At 46.1% G+C, this 21,332-nt stretch carries 12 protein-coding genes; all 12 read left to right on the forward strand.

Annotation, left to right across the window (positions count from 1 at the left end; all coding sequences use genetic code 11):
* Window positions 1-173: 173 nt before the first annotated feature.
* The 12 genes from Q5076_RS10055 to Q5076_RS10110 all read left to right on the forward strand — a co-directional run bounded on the left by Q5076_RS10055 (window position 174) and on the right by Q5076_RS10110 (window position 20,424).
* Complete coding sequence (locus tag Q5076_RS10055) at window positions 174-2,126, forward strand: M60 family metallopeptidase (RefSeq protein ID WP_303012880.1); 1,953 nt, start codon at window positions 174-176, stop codon at window positions 2,124-2,126.
* A 41-nt stretch (window positions 2,127-2,167) separates the two neighbouring features.
* Entirely contained in the window at window positions 2,168-3,595 is a 1,428-nt protein-coding gene (locus tag Q5076_RS10060) for an alpha-L-fucosidase (protein WP_303012881.1), read from the forward strand.
* 61 nt (window positions 3,596-3,656) lie between these two features.
* Window positions 3,657-6,527, forward strand: coding sequence for a SusC/RagA family TonB-linked outer membrane protein (locus Q5076_RS10065; protein ID WP_303012882.1), 2,871 nt, complete (start codon window positions 3,657-3,659; stop codon window positions 6,525-6,527).
* 13 nt (window positions 6,528-6,540) lie between these two features.
* Complete coding sequence (locus tag Q5076_RS10070) at window positions 6,541-8,328, forward strand: RagB/SusD family nutrient uptake outer membrane protein (protein ID WP_303012884.1); 1,788 nt, start codon at window positions 6,541-6,543, stop codon at window positions 8,326-8,328.
* A gap of 14 nt (window positions 8,329-8,342) precedes the next feature.
* Window positions 8,343-11,486 carry a TonB-dependent receptor gene (locus tag Q5076_RS10075; RefSeq protein ID WP_303012885.1) on the forward strand — a complete coding sequence of 1,048 codons (3,144 nt, stop codon included), beginning with the start codon at window positions 8,343-8,345 and terminating at the stop codon, window positions 11,484-11,486.
* 11 nt (window positions 11,487-11,497) lie between these two features.
* A complete protein-coding gene (locus tag Q5076_RS10080) occupies window positions 11,498-13,264 on the forward strand; it encodes a RagB/SusD family nutrient uptake outer membrane protein (RefSeq protein WP_303012887.1) in 1,767 nt (588 codons plus the stop codon).
* Window positions 13,265-13,282: 18 nt separating this feature from the next.
* A complete protein-coding gene (locus Q5076_RS10085) occupies window positions 13,283-14,716 on the forward strand; it encodes a discoidin domain-containing protein (RefSeq protein ID WP_303012888.1) in 1,434 nt (477 codons plus the stop codon).
* Window positions 14,717-15,356: 640 nt separating this feature from the next.
* Window positions 15,357-16,841: an RNA polymerase factor sigma-54 gene (rpoN, locus tag Q5076_RS10090; protein ID WP_303012890.1), complete on the forward strand. Its 1,485-nt coding sequence runs from the start codon at window positions 15,357-15,359 to the stop codon at window positions 16,839-16,841.
* Window positions 16,842-16,912: 71 nt separating this feature from the next.
* Window positions 16,913-17,584: a hypothetical protein gene (locus Q5076_RS10095; protein ID WP_303012891.1), complete on the forward strand. Its 672-nt coding sequence runs from the start codon at window positions 16,913-16,915 to the stop codon at window positions 17,582-17,584.
* Window positions 17,585-17,614: 30 nt separating this feature from the next.
* Window positions 17,615-17,995, forward strand: a complete 381-nt coding sequence (gene gcvH, locus Q5076_RS10100) for a glycine cleavage system protein GcvH (RefSeq protein WP_303012892.1) — start codon at window positions 17,615-17,617, stop codon at window positions 17,993-17,995.
* Window positions 17,996-18,082: 87 nt separating this feature from the next.
* Window positions 18,083-18,592 carry a 5-(carboxyamino)imidazole ribonucleotide mutase gene (gene purE / locus Q5076_RS10105; RefSeq protein WP_303012893.1) on the forward strand — a complete coding sequence of 170 codons (510 nt, stop codon included), beginning with the start codon at window positions 18,083-18,085 and terminating at the stop codon, window positions 18,590-18,592.
* The gene (locus tag Q5076_RS10110; protein WP_303012894.1) at window positions 18,592-20,424 is read left to right on the forward strand and encodes a 4-hydroxy-3-methylbut-2-en-1-yl diphosphate synthase; all 1,833 of its coding nucleotides are present in this window, start codon (window positions 18,592-18,594) and stop codon (window positions 20,422-20,424) included. Before purE ends, Q5076_RS10110 begins: the two co-directional genes overlap by 1 nt.
* Window positions 20,425-21,332: the final 908 nt, after the last annotated feature.

Genomic DNA, 21,332 nt, shown 5'->3' on the forward strand with positions numbered 1-21,332 from the left:
TCAAATTAAAGAAATATGGAATAATATACCCAAATCTTCCATATTATGTATCCAAATCCTCCATGTGGACTTAGAAGAACTCTTTTCGCAGGATTTGCTTTATCCATGTTTTAACTTTCCCCATACTTTCACACTGTTTTAATTTATAAAATCAAAAAATTAATTAAACAAGTATGAAGAGCACAAAAAAAGAATTCCAAATACCGGTCTGGTATTTATTTCTGTCTTTCCTCTGTTTATTTTTAAGCACAGGATGTAGTGATGACAACAAAAAGAATGAAATCCCTGATAACTGGATTTCCGAATTGCCGGGTAGTATCGAGTTCGATGTGAAAGGGGGAACCAAAGAATTCCCGCTGACATTGGATCAGTCTGTAGATGCAGAACGTATCGCTTGCATACTTTCCGAAGAAAACAGGTTATGGTGTGATGTAAAACTGGAAAATAATATCTTATCCATATCCGTATCTCCGTCGGGGTTTGCCCGTTCGGCAGTTATAACATTAGTGTATGATAAAGACCATAAAGACATAGTGCATGTCAATCAGAAAAGCGATTTTAGCGCATACTTCACAGATGAGTCTTGTTCTGAGTTGAAAGCCGGAATTACAGATGAGGAAATAGCACAGATACCTCACGAAAAGATGAGAGAGCTGGCAGTTTCCCTGAAAAAAGGTGAATATGAAAAAGAATTCCGTGTGGCGGAATATCGTCCTTATCAAGATCCGGCTATCATGGCAGCTAAAAATAAGACCTCAAAATACAGCCTGCGAGACAATCCTACCGGTATTTATGCAGAAGAAGGTGATGAGCTCTTTATTTATTTAGGCAATGTATATGAAGGCGCGCAAATATCCATTATCATCCAAGACCTGAGTGAAGGATACAGCAATAGCAAGACTATCGCGTTGAACGAAGGCCTGAATAGAGTTATAGCTCCTATCGGAGGGCTGATTTATCTATTGAATAATGTAGAGGAAGATATCCCTTTGTTATTGGAAACAGAAGAAGCGAAAAAAGCCGCTGCTGCAAAAACCGTGACTGCTCATTTTGTTTTCGGCAAAGTGAACGGTTATTTTGATATTCAAAAACATAAAACACAAGCGAAATGGGAAGAAATCCTGGATAATGCTCGATACCAGGATATTGACGTTTTAGGTTATTATTCTCATATTACCTGGAATGTAGAACAGTTTAAGGGAAAAAATGTACAGAGCAATGAAGGGATTGTGACAAACATCATTAAGACCATTGACAACTGCGATAAGTTAGTCTATTGGGAAGAAGAATTCCTGGGGCTTGTTAAGTACGATAAGATGTTCAACAACCGCATGCATTTCTGTCTTGATTATAAGGCAGCGAGTCCTAACGCTTCCGATTACCGTACGGTATATAGTGCAGGGACATCGTATGCGGAAATCTTCTGTAATCCGGACAAGTTCGGTACCCGCCTTTGGGGGCCGGCACACGAGGTAGGCCATTGCAACCAGACCCGTCCGGGATTAAAATGGGCGGGAATGACCGAAGTAACCAATAACCTGACAGCCTTGTATGTCCAAACAAAATATGGACAACCGTGTAAATTGCAGACAGACAAAGGAAATCCGGTAATAGAAGACGGCAGTAAACTTTATTCGGATGCAGACTATAAGAATGTCAAGAACTTCTATGAAGTCTCGACAGACTATATAATCGACGGCGGTCGCGCGCATTGTCTTCCTTCGATAGACATTAATTCGCGTGAAACCCAGTTAGTTCCTTTCTGGCAACTGAAACTCTATATCGTAGACGCTTTGGGACAGAAAGACTTCTATCATGATTTGTACGAATACTTCCGTAATAATCCGAGTCCGAGCGAACAAGGAAAAAATGCAGGCATGGACCAATTGGATTTCGTCCGTCAAGTATGTCGGATTTCAGGGCTGAATCTCCTGGACTTCTTTGACAAATGGGGATTCCTCAAACCTGTAAATACAACCCTGAATGACTATGGAAATAAAATATTCACCATCACTCAAAATCAGATAAACTCCTTGAAAGAAGAAATCAATGACGCAGGCTATGCGATGCCGGCTTCCAATGTCCATGAGATAACTGATGAGACCGTATCGGCTTTTAAACCCTAACGCCCTTTTTACTTTATTCATAATAATATAAATACTATACAATGAAAATCAGACTAATAACATTATTCTTTTTGTTTACAGTGAGTGTTTCCGTTTTCGGCCAGGAAACGGTAAATGCTATTCCTTTGAAGTATGGCGCAACCAATGAAGGCAAACGCCAAGACCCCGCCATGCAGAAATTCCGTGATAATCGTTTAGGGGCTTTCATCCATTGGGGGCTTTATGCTATTCCCGGTGGCGAGTGGAACGGCAAAGTCTATGGCGGTGCTGCCGAATGGTTGAAGAGCTGGGCCAAAGTACCTTCCGGTGAGTGGTTGAAATTAATGGAACAATGGAATCCCTCGAAATTTGATGCTAAGGAATGGGCGCGGATGGCTAAAGAAATGGGCGCGAAATACGTAAAGATTACGACCAAGCATCATGAAGGCTTCTGCTTATGGCCGAGCAAATATACCCGATATACGGTAGCCAACACACCTTGCAAACGCGACTTGCTCGGTGAGATGGTTAAAGCCTATAACGCAGAAGGTATTGATGTTCATTTCTATTTCTCCGTAATGGACTGGAGCCATCCGGACTATCGTTATGACATCAAATCCCGTGAAGACAGCATTGCATTCAGCCGTTTCCTTGAATTTACCGACAACCAGTTGAAAGAACTTGCCACACTCTATCCTACGGTTAAAGACTTCTGGTTTGACGGGACGTGGGATGCCAGTATCAGAAAGAATGGATGGTGGACAGCCCATGCCGAACAGATGCTCAAAGAGCTTATTCCCGGCGTAACCATCAACAGCCGTCTGCGTGCCGACGACAAAGGCAAACGCCATTTCGACAGCAACGGCCGTCTTATGGGTGATTACGAATCCGGTTATGAACGGCGTCTGCCCGACCCGGTGAAAGACCTTAAAGTCACCCGTTGGGACTGGGAAGCCTGTATGACCGTTCCCGAAAACCAGTGGGGATACCATAAAGACTGGTCCCTCAGCTATGTGAAAACCCCGATTGAAGTACTCGACCGCATCGTGCATGCAGTATCCATGGGAGGCAATATGGTTGTCAACTTCGGCCCTCAGGCTGACGGCGACTTCCGTGCAGAAGAAAAAACATTGGCTGCCGCCATCGGCCGTTGGATGCATCGTTACGGAAAATCGGTTTACGGTTGCGATTATGCAGGTTTTGACAAACAAGACTGGGGATATTACACGCTCGGCAAGAATGGCGAGATATACATGGTCGTCTTCAATCAGCCCTACAGCAATCTCCTGCTCGTGAAGACTCCCAAAGGAATTTCGATAGAGCATGCTTCCCTTTTGAGTACGGGAGAAGATATTCCGGTCGTTGAAACCGCACGTAATGAATATAATGTATCCGTCCCGTCGAAAAATCCCGGTGAGCCTTATGTCATAGAGCTTAAAGTCCGTTCCTCCAAAGGCAGTAAAGGAGTTTACCGTGACGCCTTGACATAAAAGACAGAACAGGGGAATAAGCGTGATTTATTTTGCAACTCTTAAAATATAATTAATACGTATGAAAAAACTATTAAAGCAAAGAAACACTTCAAGGCGCAGGAATTGCCTGTTTGCGCTCTGTTTGCTGTGTGCAGCCAGTTTTGTAGCCGCGCAAGAACAAGCGGAGAGTAAAAAAGATGTTCCTTTGAAACAACGTGCAGAGACAAAGAATGTAATTATGGGAAGTCAGGATTCGGAAGTCTCTGTCCAGGCAATCTCTACCGTGTCGGGTGACAGATTGCAGCACAGGCCCGTATTTATGATGGAATCCACTTTAGATGGAGTGTTGCCGGGGCTATATATCAACATGTCGCAGGGATACCCTACGGAACAACGCTCATTTCGTTTGAGAGGAAACACGCCGCTTATCCTTGTCGATGGAATTCCACGTTCGGATGCGAATATTCCGGTCAGCCAGATAGAGTCCGTATCAATCATAAAAGACGGTTTAGGACTTTCTTTGATGGGTATGTCCAGTGGCAACGGAGTGGTCTATATCAAAACCAAACGCGGGCAAAAAACATCCATGAAGATTGATTTTACGGCACAACTGGCTTTTAACCGTCAAATATTCCGTCCGGACTTCTTAAATTCCTATCAATATGCCGGCTTGTTGAACGAAGCGTTGGCAAACGACGGGAAAGCCCCCATGTATTCACAGACAGATTTAGACCTTTATCGGACGGGAGCCAGCCCTTATACCCATCCTGATGTAGACTGGCAGAAACAATTGTTACGTAATTCCGCCCCGGTCCAGCAATATAACCTGAATTTGTCGGGAGGCGGAAAAGTGGCAAGATACTTTATTGATTTGAATGTATATAATCAAGACGGGTTCCTGAAACAGGATAACTCGTTGAACAGTTACAACACGCGCGAAAATGTGAAAAAATATTCTTTGCGTACAAATACGGATATCGCCATAACCGATCATACCTTGTTCAAGGTAAACGTGTTTGGGCAGATGTACCGTGAGACGACGCCGGGAAAAGCCATCATGGGCAGTATCTACAGAGACATGTACACAACTCCGAACAACGCCTATCCCGTTTTCAATCCTGACGGAACGTTGGGAGGCAGCCCGATTTACCAGAGCAACAACTTATACGGGCAATCGGTGCTGTCCGGTTACTATCTCTATCCGAAAACAGACTTCAACATTGACGCCATTCTGGAACATCATTTCCAGGGAGCATTGAAAGGACTGTATGCCAGTGCCACCTATTCTTACAACTCCTCTTACCGTGAAGCGTTGAATAGGAGCAAGAACTTTGAAGTTTATTCCTACTGGAAAGACCCGACAGATCCGGATGCGGAAGAGATATACCAGCAGATGGCGTCGTCCAGTTCCCAAGCGAATTCCACGAGCTATAATCGTTTGAACCGCATGCAGTATCTTGAACTTGCCGTAGGATATGATTTCAATATCAAGAAACATAATTTCAGGACAAAAGCCCTGTATTCGTATAATGATTTTACAGCCAGTGCGAAGAACATCCCGTTACGTAAAAACTCGGTCGGTTTCCGTACAGAATATGATTATGACAGACGTTATCTGGCAGAATTTGCCCTTGCGGGAATGAACCTTAATACGTTGAAACCCGGTGAGCAGTGGGGACTTTTCCCGTCAGTGGGGGCCGGATGGAACATACATAAGGAAGAGTGGTTTAATACTTCCGTCATTAACTCCATGAAGCTGAGGGCCACATTCGGAATAAACGGTAATGACGGTACGGGAGCATATTACAGGAGCAGTAGCGGTACTTTAAGCGACTATTACTATACCTATATGAAATATTACAAAACGAGCGATAAGATATACTGGGGTTCCACTCCTTCGGAACAAACCACTTTGATAGAAGCCAATATGCCTTATCTCACTAAATGGGAAAAAGTTACCCGTTGGAATATCGGTGTAGACCTCCAGGCTTTCAACAGGAGCCTGACCGCTACTGTAGAGTACTTCCGTAACACCTATGCCGATGTCCTTCAAAAGTCTGTAAGTAAAGACGCCAACCATCTGATAGGTATGGAACTTCCTAAAGAAAATCTGGGAAAATACAGAAGAAGCGGTATTGAGCTGGATGTAACTTATAACAAAAGATTGGGCGATGTGTCATTTGTCGCCAACGCCAATGCCCTGTTCTATAAGAGCAAATTGTTGGCTAACGGAGAAAACGCCTATCCGGAATCCTATATGCAACGTGTAGGCGAGAAATATAACCAGATTTTCGGTTATGTGGCAGACGGCCTTTTTCAAAGCCAGCAGGAAATAGACGATTATCTGGCGACCACCAAAATTGAAGGATACATTCCGCAGCCGGGCGATGTGAGATACCGTGATTTGAACGGAGACCACATTCTCGACGGAAAAGATATTAAAGCCATCGGAACCAATGCCCCATTGATTGAATATGGAATTTATCTGGGGGCAGAATGGAAAGGACTGGCTTTCAGCATGCAATGGGCAGGGTTGGGCAATGCCCAGACTACAAATAAAGTCATGCCGTTTACCTTTAATGCGCAGAGCGGGTACGGACAAGCCCTGGAAGAGCATCTGGACCGTTGGACGCCGGAAAATCCGAATGCAAGATATCCGAGGTTGTCGGCGGGAGGAAACAGCTATAATGAGAGAACCTCCACTTTCTGGTTGGAAAACTCAAGCTATTTGCGGCTGAAAAATGTTGAATTGTCTTATACGTTGCCAAGGACGTGGACCTCACGCATTCATATTGACGGCATTAAGTTTTTTGTCAATGGCTATAATCTGGTTACAATCAGTGGAATTAAAGACCGTGACCCGGAACTTTTAGGTTTCACGAACGGAACCTCTACCGGACTGGTTCCTAATACGAAAGCCTATAATTTCGGTATTAACATTCAATTCTAAATCAGAAAACAACATGAAAAAAATCATATATAAAACGATTCAAGTTGCATGTATTACGGGTTTGTTGACAGTGGGCGCATGCAATACATTCGAATCTGAACCGTTGGAATGGAATACGGAAGCGGATGTGACGAACCCGAAAGATTCTACGGCAGTCAACATGAAATATCTTCACCAGGCTATCTATTTATCCTTGCCGAGCCTGCATACCCGTTTGAGTGATTCATATTTGGATGCAGCCACTGACGACGGAGTGGCTACGAGAGACAAAGGAGGCAGCAGCAGTCTGGAAAATTATCGGAACGGCAGCTTGTCGCCGGAAAATATCGCCAGTCTCGACGGCAATGCCTGGCAAAATTTCTATGTCGGCATTCGCAGGGCGAACCTGTTTCTTGAAAAAATCGAAGGCTATCCTTCCTCTACCCAGCTTACGAAGGAAGAGATAAAGAGAATGAAGGCGGAAGCCCGGTTGCTCAGAGCTTATTTTTACTTTGAGTTGATGAAAAGGTGGGGCGGCGTGCCCTTGTTGGGAGACAGGGTCATCGATTACGATGAAGACTGGAATATAGCCCGCAGCAGCATAGACGAATGCGCTCAATATATCCTGGATGAAATCAGTGAAGAAAATGCGGCTTCCTGTTACGCCGATTTATATGGTGTTGCGGAAACTCCTGCAAGTATGGTCGGGCGGGTGAATAAAGGAGTTGCCAAAGCCTTGATATCACGTTTAAAACTTTACCTGGCAAGCCCCCTTTATAATTCCGGCAATAATTTGTCGAAATGGCAGGACGCTGCCGATGCTGCTAAAGCGGTGATAGACTTGAATGTGTATGATTTGCATTATACGGCGGAAAAAGAAGAGGGAGCCACGACCGAACCGACTCCGGGCTTATTGGCTCTTTTCGGAGACAATGCCGCATTCACGACCTTGAATAAGGAAACGATTATGATGAAAGAAGCTTCCGGCAATACGACGTTGGAGTCCAATAACAGCCCGTGCGGCTATCAGAAAAACAAATGCAAAGGCTTGACCAGTCCGAGCCAGAATCTGGTAGACGCTTTCTTGATGCTGGACGGCAAGACGATTGACGATCCGACCTCCAAATATACGTATGACCCCCAGAATCCGTATGCAAACAGAGATCCGAGATTGACATACACAGTATTCTATAATGGCGCCACCTGGCTGCAAAGACCGGTAGAAACCTTCAACGGCGGACTTGACCGATCCAACAAACCGGGGCTGTTCACAACGCAAACCGGTTATTATTTACGGAAATTCCTGGGTTTGAATGAGACGAAAGCCGATAATTCCGGTTTTAACGGGGCCTATCATCATTATCAGATATTCCGTTATGCCGAGATATTGTTGAACTATGCGGAAGCATTGAATGAAGTAGATACGGAAACCAATAAGGCGGAGATAGAGAATTGTCTGATACAATTACGCAAAAGAGCGGGGATTGAAGCGGGTGACGACGGGCGTTACGGATTGCCGGAAAACTATTCCCAACAGGAAATGCGTAAAATAATCCGCAATGAAAGAAGAATAGAACTGGCTTTTGAAGAACATCGTTTCTGGGATATTCGCCGTTGGATGATTGCCGACCGGGATGAATCCGTTATGACACAGCCCGTAAGAGGAGTTGAGATTATCAAGCAGACCGACGGCACGTTCCGTTATAATTATGTCGATGTACGCACATCCACTTTTGACGAAAGAATGTACTGGTATCCCATACCGAGAGGTGAAATGCAAGGAAATACGAAATTAACCCAGAATCCCGGATGGAACTATTAAAAACACAGAATCTTATGAAACGAATAATCATTCTATTATTGGCGCTCATGCCGCTCGCCGTATGGGCACAAGTAACCGTCAGAGGAACCGTTAAGGACGACCTTGGCGAAGTACTGGTCGGAGCAACTATTCTGGAAGTAAACTCTCCGGGAAACGGGACAATCACGGATATTGACGGAAAGTTCTCCATTAAGTTGAAATCGGCCAAAGCAAAGATTAAAGTCAGCTATATCGGATATGCAGCACAGACGGTAACGGCTACGGACGGTATGGTTATCACCATGCAAAGCGATGGAAACATGCTTCAGGAAGTAGAAATCGTGCAACAGGGTTTTGGAACGAAATCCAGGCTCTCCAATATCGCTTCTATCAGCCAGGTCAACGGTATGACTCTGAGACAATCGCCGACATCCACCGTCCAGAATGCGCTTGCCGGCCGTTTGCCGGGGCTCTTCCAGTTGCAGGGAAGCGGACAGCCGGGTAAGGATGCCGCTGACATATTTATCCGGGGTATCGGGACTTATGCAGATGTCAGTACTTCCCCGTTGGTGTTGATTGACGATGTGGAATCGGATATCTCAACCCTTTCACAACTGTCTCCTAATGATATCCAGGACATCAGCGTATTGAAAGATGCGGGCAGTACGGCCATCTTCGGTTTGAAAGGTGCTAACGGTGTAATCCTGGTGACTACCCGGCGTGGTACGGAAGGCAAGCCTAAAATCACTTTCAGGGCAGACGTCGGCTTCCAGCAGCCCACTTATAAAAACACCTTCTTGGACTCTTATGAGAGTTTGAAACTTATCAAAGAAATGTATATCAATGATGCAGACCAGGCTTCGCTGGATAAAAACCAGGACCTTTTCAGCGATGAGGCTTTGGAACATTTCCGCACAGGCGATTCCCCGTATCTGTATCCCAATGTAGACTGGTATGATTTGATGTATAAGAAAAGCTCCATGGTACAGCAGTACAACGTGGATGTGCAGGGCGGTACGGATAAAGTGAAATATTTTGTTGCTATCGGCTATACGCATCAGACAGGTTTGTTGAAAGACATTCCCAAAGAAGAAGATTTCAATAATGACTATTATTTGAAACGCTATAACCTTCGTTCTAATTTCGATATCCAGATAACGAAAGATTTCCTGTTCAAGATTAATGCAAACGCCATCCTTTCCGAGTTGAATGAACCTTATTTGCCCAATCCCGGACAAAGCGGCACTTTCAGTATCTTCACCCGTCTTTTGGGCGGTCATTTCACACCCTGGAACTATCCGGCCTACAATCCGGACGGAACCTTCGGCATGAAGAGCGGAGAATCCATGAACCCGTTGGCATTGATGTCGCAAGGAGGTTATGACCGTGAATGGAAAAACAATGTGAATGGCAACATAACCCTGGAACACAAATTGGACTTCATCACCAAAGGGTTGAAGATAAGAGGCGTGATGGCCCTCACCAACCGTTGGGGAACGAAAAGAACACTCCATCGCGGGACGAATGATTTCTTGGCTTTCTATCGCGATGCGGAAACAGGTTCCTATTTACCGATTAACCAGGATGTCTATGTGTTACGTCCCATGACGGTAAGCGAAAGCATCAGTTCGCCTTACCTGCAAATCAACAGCCGTGTCGATTTATCATACAATAGAAAGTTCGGCGGTCATAATGTAGGCGCCTTGTTGCTCGCCAATTGGTACTCCAACCGTACAGGTTCGGGCACTCCCGGTAACTCGATGAGTTATTCGACCCGTATAAGCTATGACTATAATTCGAGATATCTGGTCGAGTTCAGCGGAACCTATAACGGTTCGGACCGTTTCTCAAAGAACAACCGTTTCGACTTCTTCCCGTCCATTTCTCTCGGATGGAACTTGGCGGAAGAGCCTTATGCAAAAAGCGGGTTCAATGCGATGAAAGTGAATATGCTGAAGTTGAGAGGTTCTTACGGGCTTTCCGGTTCAGACGCAGTTCCCGGCGACAAATACGTTTATGTGGAATCCTATAAAAAGAATTATGACTATCCGTTTGGCGAAGACCCCCGTACGACAGCTAAGATTCCGGCCTATTTCCTGGAGACGATTGGTAATGACAATGTACGTTGGGAAGTGGAAAAGAAGTTGAACCTCGGTATAGATTTGAGAATGTTCGACAGCCGTTTGTCCGCCACATTTGAATATTTCTACAATCGTCGTAACGATATCTTGTCAACCCCTATGTCCATACCGCTTTATGCAGGATATATGGATGGCGTGTTGCCCATGATGAACATCGGGCGTACGGAAAACAAAGGCTGGGATGCGGAATTCACCTGGAGAGATAAGATTGGCAACGATTTCAGCTATTTCTTCCGCGGCATCGTATCACATGCCAAGAATAAGATTATTGAAATGGGAGAAGCGCCCAGCCCGTATGTCCTGAGTATGGAGACAGGCAAGCCTATCGGTACGATTTTCGGTTATGTGGCCGAAGGATTCTACAATACCCAGGAAGAGATAGACAACGGTCCGGTGGAAACATTGAGAACCCCCAAGCCCGGCGACCTCCGCTATAAAGATATCAGCGGTCCGCAGGGAGTGGCCGACGGAGTCATTAACGAATATGACAAAGTGGCTATCGGCAATTCGCGCCCCGATTTCAACTATGGGTTGACTATCGGTTTCTCTTACAAGAATTTTGATTTGAGCACCCTGTTCCAGGGAGCGACCGGAGCTTCGTTAAGCCTTCAGAAAGCTTTGAAGATTGGCAGTACCGACGGCCGTCCCAGACCGTTGCATTTAGGGAGATGGACAGACCTCGACGAGAACGGCAATAAGATAACCGATTCGGCGCAGTTAATCGAGATGAATAAGAATGCCACTTTCCCTATTTTAAGCAAAGACCACGGACACAATGCCGAGACATCGACTTTCTGGTTGCGTTCAGCCAATTATATCCGTTGGAAGAATCTGGAAATAGGTTACAGGCTGCCTGAGACATGGGTAAGGAAAGTAGGTTTGAATTCTGTCCGTTTCTATGGTTCTGCACAAAACCTGATGACCTGGTCCGAGTTGGGAGACTATCAGGTAGACCCGGAAAGCAGTCGTTTAAGTAATCCCGTGGATACTTATCCTCAGCAGCGTGTGTATAATCTTGGATGTCAAATCGTATTTTAATGAGTAATACAATGAAAAAGAAAATCATATTCTTTCTGTGTGCATGCTGCATCATAGCGGCATGTACCGAAACATCGGAAGGTTTCCTTGACAGTAAAGGAAAAGAGACAGATGATTTGGAGACCGTTTTCGCCGACAGCGCGAAAGTGATGGGATTTCATGCCGCCTTATTCTGGCAGGTAGGCCGCGTCACGATGTCGCCGCACGGTGTGACAAGTAATTTGCAGAATTATAAAGACTATGAAGCGGGGACCGACAATAGCCGTTACAGCGGTTATTTCCGGGTAACGGAATTTACGCCGGCTTATACCAAGGGCGATTTCAGCCAAGGAGGGACAAATGCCGGTTTCACGGATTTCCAGAGAGGATGGCAGGAAGCCTACCAGACGATTTACCGTTGCAATTCTTTCTTGCAGAATTATAAGAAAGCCCCGTTGACGGAAGCGACTAAAGAAAAGCTGGCTTATGAAGCCCGTTTCATCCGCGCTTTCTTCTATTTCCATCTGTTGCGTCAGTACGGTGCGGTGCCTCTGCTTTATGACGAAGTGATTGACCCGTTCAATCCGGCTTTTCTGGAGCGTTCCACTTTTGAGGAATGTGTGAACTATCTCGCCCAAGAGTTGCGGACCGTGGCCGAAGCCTTGCCTCTGGAACAAGGAGGAGCGGATTATGGCCGTCCCACCAGAGCTTCCGCATTGGGAGTGCTGACCGAGTTGTATGCGTTGGCAGCCAGTCCTTTGTACAATGGAGGGAATATTGGTAGCGGCGCCAATCGTTTGTTGGTCGGCTATGATGATTATGACGTAAACAGATGGCAGAATGTAGTCATTGCTGCCAAAGAGCTGATGGAGTTGGGAACCCATGAATTGGTAAAAGACAATGAGACCCGTCCGGGAAACGGTTTTTATCTGGCTACTACCAAACGTGTGAACAGTGAAAGAGTCTGGTTTTGGGTAACGGTCAATACAACGGCTTATCCCGCCAGCGCGCTACTGCCTAAAAGCCGTAGCGGCGGTCGCCAGATTCAGCCGTACCATGAGTTGATAGAAGCGTTCCCGATGAAAGACGGTACGCCTATTGATAAAGAAAGCGAGGAATATAAAAAGAACCCGTACCAGAACCGTGACCCCCGTCTGGGCTATACTATCATCTACAATGAAGCCGAATGGATAAAGACCAAAGGCGGCGAGGCCGAGAAAGTATATACATATAAGAATGCCACCCAGGATGGTTACGGTGTGAGCGGCGGAACCGAAACCGGCTATTATTTCAGAAAATGCTGCAATGACACCAAGATGGGCAATGAGTACGACGAAGGAGTGGGACTGTCGTTCATCCGCTATGCCGACATCATGCTGCTGTATGCCGAAGCCTTGACGGAGCTGAATGTGGATAAAAACCGCGCCGAGATAGAAAAGCAACTGTTTGAGATTCGCGACAGGGCGGGCATAGAGCCGGGAGATGATGAAAGATACGGAGTACCGGCAAATATGGATAAGGATGAAATGATTGATTTCATCATCAATGAAAGACGCATAGAATTCGCCAATGAATGCGGCAACCGCTTCTGGGATTTGAAACGCCGTAAACTGTACGAAAACCTAGATGGCGTGTGGACGAGCGCCGCTGTTTGGGAGAGAGCGAGCGACGGTTCTTATACATGGAGTGTAATGCCTATCGAACAGCACTTCTTCTCTCAGAAGATGTATTTCAGCGCTATCCCTCAACGGGAAATCAATGCTTCTCACGGAAAGTTAATACAGAATCCGGGTTGGTAACCATAAAATAAAAAAAGTATGAAATCGATATATAAATATCTGACAGGTTCGTTCTGCCTGGTTGCCGCCTTCCTGCTGGCAATCGGCTGTTCGGAAGAATACGAATATAGCACGGACTATTCGTTCTACGATAATGTGAAATTGAAAGTGAATCTTGTGGACGAAAACAATGTCTTGTCCGTAAAGCTGGCTAATGGAAAGCATTCCCTTACCATTGCGGTCACTCCGGAGGATGTGCTCATTGACTCCAAGGCTTATATTTATGAGATTGGCGACACCAGTATCGCCACGGTGGAGCAAGACGGCACGATAACGCTGCTGAAAGTCGGCGAGACTACTTTGACGGTGAAATTCCGTGGAAATAAAGAAATATCGACAAGTTGCACGTTGAGAGTCGAACCCACCTTGATTAGCGACTTGAACATAACCGGTGACAATATACGTGTGGAAGAAGGGAAAGAGTTGGATTTATCCCAATATGTCGTGGTTGTCCCGTCTGCGGCGGACAATAAGACACTCCGCTATGAAGTGAAAGAAGGTTTCGCCGATTATGCGGAAATGGTGGACGAAAGCAGCGTTGTCAAAGGTTTGAAAGAAGGAGATGCCATCATCGTCGTATCCACCGTTGACGGTTCGGAAATCTCTAAAGAAATCCCGTTGAAAGTGACAGGGAAGATTCCTGTGGAAAGGATAGACCTGAACAATGCCGCAAACCTGGAAGGAAAAACAGTTCCTGTCGGCCAGTTCTTCGATTTAGGTTCTGTCGTGACGGTCTATCCGTCTAACGCTTCGGACAAGACCTTGAACTACAAGCTTGTTGCCGGGGAAGGCGTTGTTTCGATAGACGAGAACGGGATGGTGGAAACACTGGCCTCCGGAGACGTTACAATCGACATAACACCGGCAGACGGGTTGGGTGTTGCCGGTTCCCAGACCATCAGGTTCAAGGTAGACGCCTCCAAGACACTCTTCGAACGCGCTTTGTGGTTTGTAGATACCTCCATCGTATATGCAAACGGCAAGAATTATACGACAGATAAAGATACCGGTAATCCGGAACATCTGATAGACGGAAAAACGACTACCTATCTGGCTTTGACAAAACCGGGAAAGAAATACAATGAAGAAGTGACGCCGGCCGACCACGTTCTTTTCTTTGTCGTCGATATGCAAGCCGAGCAGGAATTCAATTATTTCCAGTATGTACATAGAAATACGACAGCCAATTTCCAGGCATTTAAGATTTCGATGTTCGGAAGTAATGATAATGAAAACTATACCGCAATTGAAGAAGATATTGCTGTAGGTCCTGCAACCGAATCTTCCAAAGTGACTTTTGAAAAATTCGTTGCGACTTCTAGCTACAGATATATCAAAGTCGTGTTTAGAGACTGGAATAAAGACGCGGGTATTAATATTACGGTTGCAGAATTCAATGTAGGTAAAAAGTAATAGACAGGGTTTGTTTTTTGCACTTTTATGTTAAGGCTGTCCCGAATCGTAACGGGGCAGCCTTACTTTTCCAACTATGCGATAAAACTGACGGATACCTCTTGAGCCCTGTCTCCTTTCCTTTTCAGCATTAACGTCCCCGGCGCGTTCTTGAATTTCTGCGAGAAACTGTAAGTTAATGAATAACATCGGCTTTCCGGCGCGGGATACGGATAATTGTCCGTCCGGACGGTTGGCGGTTTGTCGTTTTTCAGTAAATAGCGATAAGTCTTTGCCGGAAACGTCAGCGGTGAAAGATACAGTGTACCCTATCGCTTTCGGTATTTTATATCCTGCCTGCGAATAGGGGAACTATGTACTTTAAGTCATGGTTCAGGATGTCGTGCCCGCTTATGCATTCGGATTCCTTGACGAATTGGGCAAACTAAAAGTCCTGTCCGCCGCACATGCCGTCTAATTGGGCAAATCAGTTGTCCGAAGATAATACTGTCAGGTTAAAATATTGTAAACTTCATCGGATAAATCTTTGTCCATTAGATAATTTTAGTGTTATAGGATTAAAAATAATTCCTCTACTCTGTGTAATCTCTGGTTAAAAAGTTACTTTTGTAGCGAGAAACAATAGAAATCGAAAACAAGTATGGTACAAGGCTCCCGTCAAATACAGTCGCAGGCACAGCAGCAGATACAAACGCTCTCGCCCCAGCAAATCCTGGTGGTGAAACTGTTGGAGCTTCCCGCAGTGGAATTAGAGGACCGTATCCATGCCGAATTGTTGGAAAATCCCGCTCTCGAAGAGGGACGGGAAGAATCGGCGGCAGACGAATACGCTGATGCCGACAGTCCTGAAGAAAACATGGACAATGATGCCGGTGACTATGATTCTTTGAACGACTATCTTACGGAAGACGATATTCCCGACTATAAATTGCAGGAGAACAACCGCTCGAAAGACGAGCAGGCGGAAGACATCCCGTTCTCCGATTCCACCTCTTTTTATGAAATCCTGAAAGAACAGTTGCGCGAACGTAACCTGACGGAGCATCAGCACGAACTGGTGGAATACCTCATCGGTTCGCTGGACGACGACGGACTGCTTCGTAAGTCTTTAGACAGCATTTGTGACGAGCTGGCCATTTATGCCGGGATAGAATCGACGGAGGACGAACTGGAGGAAGCGCTGCATGTCTTGCAGGATTTTGACCCGGCAGGTATCGGGGCCCGTAACTTGCAGGAGTGCTTGCTGATACAAATCCGCCGGAAAAAAGACGAAGAGAGGAATAACGACCCCGTATTGGACCTGGAAGAACGCATCATCAGCGATTGTTATGAAGAGTTCACCCGCAAGCATTGGGAGAAAATTATCAAAAAGCTGGATGTGGGCGAAGAGGCTTTCAATGAGGCAATCGGTGAAATAACCAAGTTGAACCCGCGTCCGGGAGCCTCTTTGGGAGAGACCATCGGAAGAAACCTGCAACAGATAGTCCCCGACTTTATTGTGGAAACCTATGACGACGGAACAATCCATATCAGCCTTAACAACCGCAATGTGCCTGAGCTGCGCATGAGCCGCGACTTCACGGAAATGGTGGAGGAACATACGAAAAACAAGGCGAACCAGACGAAAGAGGCGAAGGAGGCGATGATGTTCCTGAAGCAGAAAATGGATGCGGCGCAAGGATTCATTGACGCGGTGAAACAGCGGCAGAACACTCTGATGACTACCATGCAGGCAATCGTAGACCTGCAACGGCCTTTCTTCCTCGAAGGAGACGAATCCTTGTTGAAACCGATGATTCTCAAAGATGTCGCCGAACGTACGGGGCTGGATATTTCCACAATTTCCCGTGTGAGCAACAGCAAGTATGTGCAGACCAACTTCGGCATTTATCCGCTCAAGTTCTTCTTTAGCGACGGATACACCACCGAAGACGGCGAAGAGATGTCCGTCCGGGAAATCCGCAAGATTCTGAAAGAATGTATCGACGGGGAAGATAAGAAGAAACCGCTTACCGACGATGAGCTGGCGGAGATATTGAAAGAGAAAGGCTATCCCATCGCCCGGCGTACGGTAGCCAAATACCGGCAGCAACTTAACATCCCCGTGGCGAGGCTGCGGAAATAGCCGGCGGCAGGCAGAGTACAAAGACAGAGAACCATAAATCATAATTTTATCAATCCTAATTCAAGAAGAGCGTGGATAAAGAAAGAGAACATATCATTGCAGATAAGACCATGTTGCAGGTGGCGAGAATAACTTCGACGGTGTTTACCCCGTTTTCAATTCCGTTTTTATCCTTTCTGGTGTTATTCCTGTTTTCTTATCTTCGTATCATGCCGACACAATATAAGTTGATAGTGCTGGGAATCGTTTATTGCTTTACGATACTGACGCCTACCATCACCATTTTCCTGTTCCGTAAAATCAACGGGTTCGCCCGTCAGGAATTGGGTGAGCGTAAAAAACGTTACGTGCCTATCCTGCTGACTATCATCTCGTATGTGTTTTGTCTGCTGATGATGCGTAAACTGAATATTCCCTGGTATATGACCGGCATTATCCTGGCTTCGCTGGTGGTATCCGTCATTTGCATCATGGTGAACCTGAAATGGAAATTGAGCGAGCACATGGCGGGGATAGGCGGAGTAATCGGCGGGCTGGTCTCTTTCAGCGCGCTGTTCGGTTATAATCCGGTGACGTGGTTGTGCCTGTTTATTCTGATTGCAGGCATCTTGGGTTCCGCACGAATCATTCTGGGGCATCATACGCTGGGAGAAGTGCTTTCCGGCTTTACGGTCGGTCTGGTAACTGCCCTTCTGGTACTCCATCCGGTGAGTAACCTGTTATTCCGGGTATTTTTATTTTAAAAACAGTATAAATCCTAAAAACTAATTATTATGAATTTTCCACAAGACTTGAAGTACACGAACGAGCACGAATGGATTCGTGTAGAAGGAGACATCGCTTATGTCGGTATCACAGATTATGCACAGGAACAGTTAGGTGATATCGTGTTTGTAGACATACCTACCGTAGGAGAGACGCTGGAAGCCGGCGAGACTTTCGGTACGATTGAAGTGGTAAAGACCATCTCCGACCTTTTCCTGCCGGTGGCGGGCGAAGTGCTGGAGCAAAACGAAGCTCTGGAGGAAAATCCGGAACTGGTGAATAAAGACCCTTATGGCGAGGGATGGCTGGTTAAGATAAAGCCGGCGGACGTCAAGGCTGTGGAAGACTTGCTGGATGCGGAAGCATATAAAGCGGTGGTGAACGGATAAGAAGCCGTTCTTGAAAAGACGTCCGGGACTGTAAAGTGGTAAAAGCTAAATAGTAACTAAAAAGTAGAATAGTAAACAGTGATTAACATGACTCCAATTGTAAGTATCATCATGGGCAGCACATCCGACCTTCCCGTTATGGAAAAGGCGGCGCAACTGCTGAATGATATGCATGTACCGTTCGAAATGAACGCTCTGTCAGCCCACCGCACGCCGGAAGCTGTGGAAGAGTTTGCAAAAAACGCCCGTAACCGGGGGATTAAAGTGATTATTGCCGCTGCCGGAATGGCTGCCGCCCTTCCCGGAGTGATTGCGGCCAATACTACGCTTCCGGTCATCGGAGTACCCGTGAAAGGTTCCGTCCTCGACGGGGTAGACGCTCTTTATTCCATTATCCAGATGCCTCCCGGAATCCCGGTAGCCACGGTGGCTATCAACGGGGCGATGAACGCGGCTATTCTGGCTGTCCAGATGCTTGCGTTGAGTGATGAAAAGCTGGCGGAAGACTTTGCCGCTTACAAGGAAGGTCTGAAAAAGAAAATCGTAAAGGCGAATGAAGAGTTGAAAGAAGTTAAGTTTGAATATAAAACGAACTGATGGATTTATTCAATTATTCTCGAAGAGAAACTACAGAAGTCAATATTGGGGCTGTGCCGTTAGGCGGCCCCAATTCTATTCGTATCCAGTCGATGACTAATACGCCGACCCAGGATACGCAAGCTTGCGTGGAACAGGCAAAGCGGATTGTGGATGCGGGAGGGGAGTATGTCCGCCTGACGACACAGGGTATCAAAGAGGCTGAAAACCTGATGAATATAAATATCGGTTTGCGTAGCCAGGAGTATATGGTTCCTTTGGTAGCCGACGTGCACTTTAACCCGAAAGTGGCGGATGTGGCGGCCCTTTATGCGGAAAAGGTGCGCATCAATCCGGGAAATTACGTAGATGCTGCCCGCACTTTCAAGAAACTGGAATATACGGACGAGGAATACGCGCAGGAGATACGGAAAATCCGTGACCGTTTTGTGCCGTTCCTGAATATCTGCAAGGAAAATCATACGGCAGTCCGTATCGGTGTGAATCACGGTTCTTTGTCCGACCGCATCATGTCCCGTTACGGCGATACGCCCGAAGGGATGGTGGAGTCCTGCATGGAGTTCCTCCGTATCTGCGTGGAAGAGAATTTCACGGATGTCGTGATTTCCATCAAGGCGTCCAATACGGTGGTGATGGTGAAAACCGTCCGTCTACTGGTGGCCGTGATGGAAAAAGAAGGGATGGCATTTCCGCTGCATCTCGGAGTGACGGAAGCCGGAGACGGTGAAGACGGGCGTATCAAGTCCGCTCTCGGTATCGGGGCGTTGCTGTGTGACGGACTGGGCGATACCATCCGTGTTTCTTTGAGCGAGGCGCCCGAAGCAGAAATCCCTGTTGCCCGCAAGTTGGTCGATTACATCCTGTTGAGGCGGAATCATCCTTTTATCCCCGGAATGGAGGCGCCGGAGTTCAACTACCTGTCGCCCGAACGCCGCAAGACGCGGGCTGTCCGCAATATCGGGGGAAGGCAGGTCCCGGTAGTCATTGCCGACCGTATGGACGGAAAAACGGAAGTGAATCCGCAGTTTACCCCGGATTATATTTATGCCGGACGTGCTTTGCCCGAACAGCGGGAAGCCGGGGTGGAGTATATACTCGACGCTGATGTATGGACAGGGGAAGCCGGCACATGGCCTGCCTACAATCATCTGCAATTGTTGTTGATGGGAGGATGTCATGCGGAACTCAAGTTTTTATTTATGTCTTATATGGCGCAGACGGATGAGGTGATTGCTTGTCTGAAACAGCATCCTGAGGTGGTTGTCGTCTCTCAGAGTAACAACCCGAACCGTTTGGGTGAACATCGTGCACTGGTACATCAGTTGATGGTGGAGGATTTGCACAATCCGGTAGTCTTTTTCCAGCATTATGCCGAGGATAATGCCGAGGACTTGCAGATAAAGTCGGCCGCTGATATGGGAGCCCTGATTTTTGACGGTCTTTGCGATGGAATCTTCCTGTTCAACCAAGGCAGTTTGAGTCATGCGGTCATTGATGCGACAGCATTCGGAATCTTACAGGCGGGACGTACCCGTACTTCCAAAACGGAGTATATTTCTTGTCCCGGTTGCGGCCGCACGCTTTATGATTTGGAAAAGACAATTGCCCGTATCAAGGCTGCCACTTCGCATTTAAAAGGGTTGAAAATCGGTATTATGGGATGTATCGTGAATGGACCGGGTGAGATGGCGGATGCCGATTACGGATATGTAGGAGCCGGTCGGGGACGAATTAGTCTTTATAAAGGTAAGGTTTGTGTGGAAAAGAACATACCCGAAGAAGAAGCGGTAGAGAAATTGCTGGAGTTTATACGGACTGACCGGGGAGAATAATCATTGGGAGATAATTGCAGTTGTCGGTCAGTGTCTTATGAGGGTATCCGTTGTTTCAACAAGCAATGTCCGGAAGGGGAGGAATATCCGTATCGCTTGACGGTGGTTATGGATAACGGTACATCACATCGACTGCTGTTTGATGCTATTATATAAATGATATAAATTACCTTGTAATTGATAATACCATATCGATTTATTTTACTTTGGTACATTAAGGTATATAGTTGGGATAAATGATTGCCCCGGATGCTATTCCGGAAAGTATAAGTATCTGCAATCGAGAATTTTACGAATTTGAAAGCTTTTGAAGGCCATCCCTTCGTTTTAACTTCATATTCTTCTGATAAGAGGTTAAAGCGGGGGGATGGTTTTGTTCCGACCATATATTAATTGAGTGATATTTGCAAAGTTTGGCATGGTATTTCCTTTGCCTCCTTCCTTTTTCTGTAATATGTTGATATATAGCCATTTCTTTTATTTCTTTAGTGAATATCCTGTTCCGTCCTTTTGAAACAGTAGTTTCGTCCGCTTGAAACTCTGGTTTCCATTGCTTGAAACTGTAGTTTCTACCGCTTGAAACTTTAGTTTCGTTTAAAAGGAAACTAAAGTTTCTTGCTTATGAAACTATAGTTTCTAACTGTTGAAACTCCAGTTTCTCGGCGTTGAAACTTCCGTTCCCCTTATTTGATGACGAATAAAGCCCTGTAATGTGTACTGTACAGGATTAAGTTGCCAACTTCACTTGTTATACCTAAGCTGGTTTACCCGATATTTTTTTAAACCTGAACAAGTTCACCTGTCCCTTTGTAATTCCTGTATGGGTTGTCATTTTAGCGCACTCCGGCTTTTCCCTTCCGTCCGCTTCTTCCCGTGCATACCCGTTTTTCCCCGTACTTTTCCGCCTG

This window comes from uncultured Bacteroides sp., from assembly GCF_958445495.1.
In the GTDB taxonomy this organism is placed as follows: Bacteria; Bacteroidota; Bacteroidia; order Bacteroidales; family Bacteroidaceae; genus Bacteroides.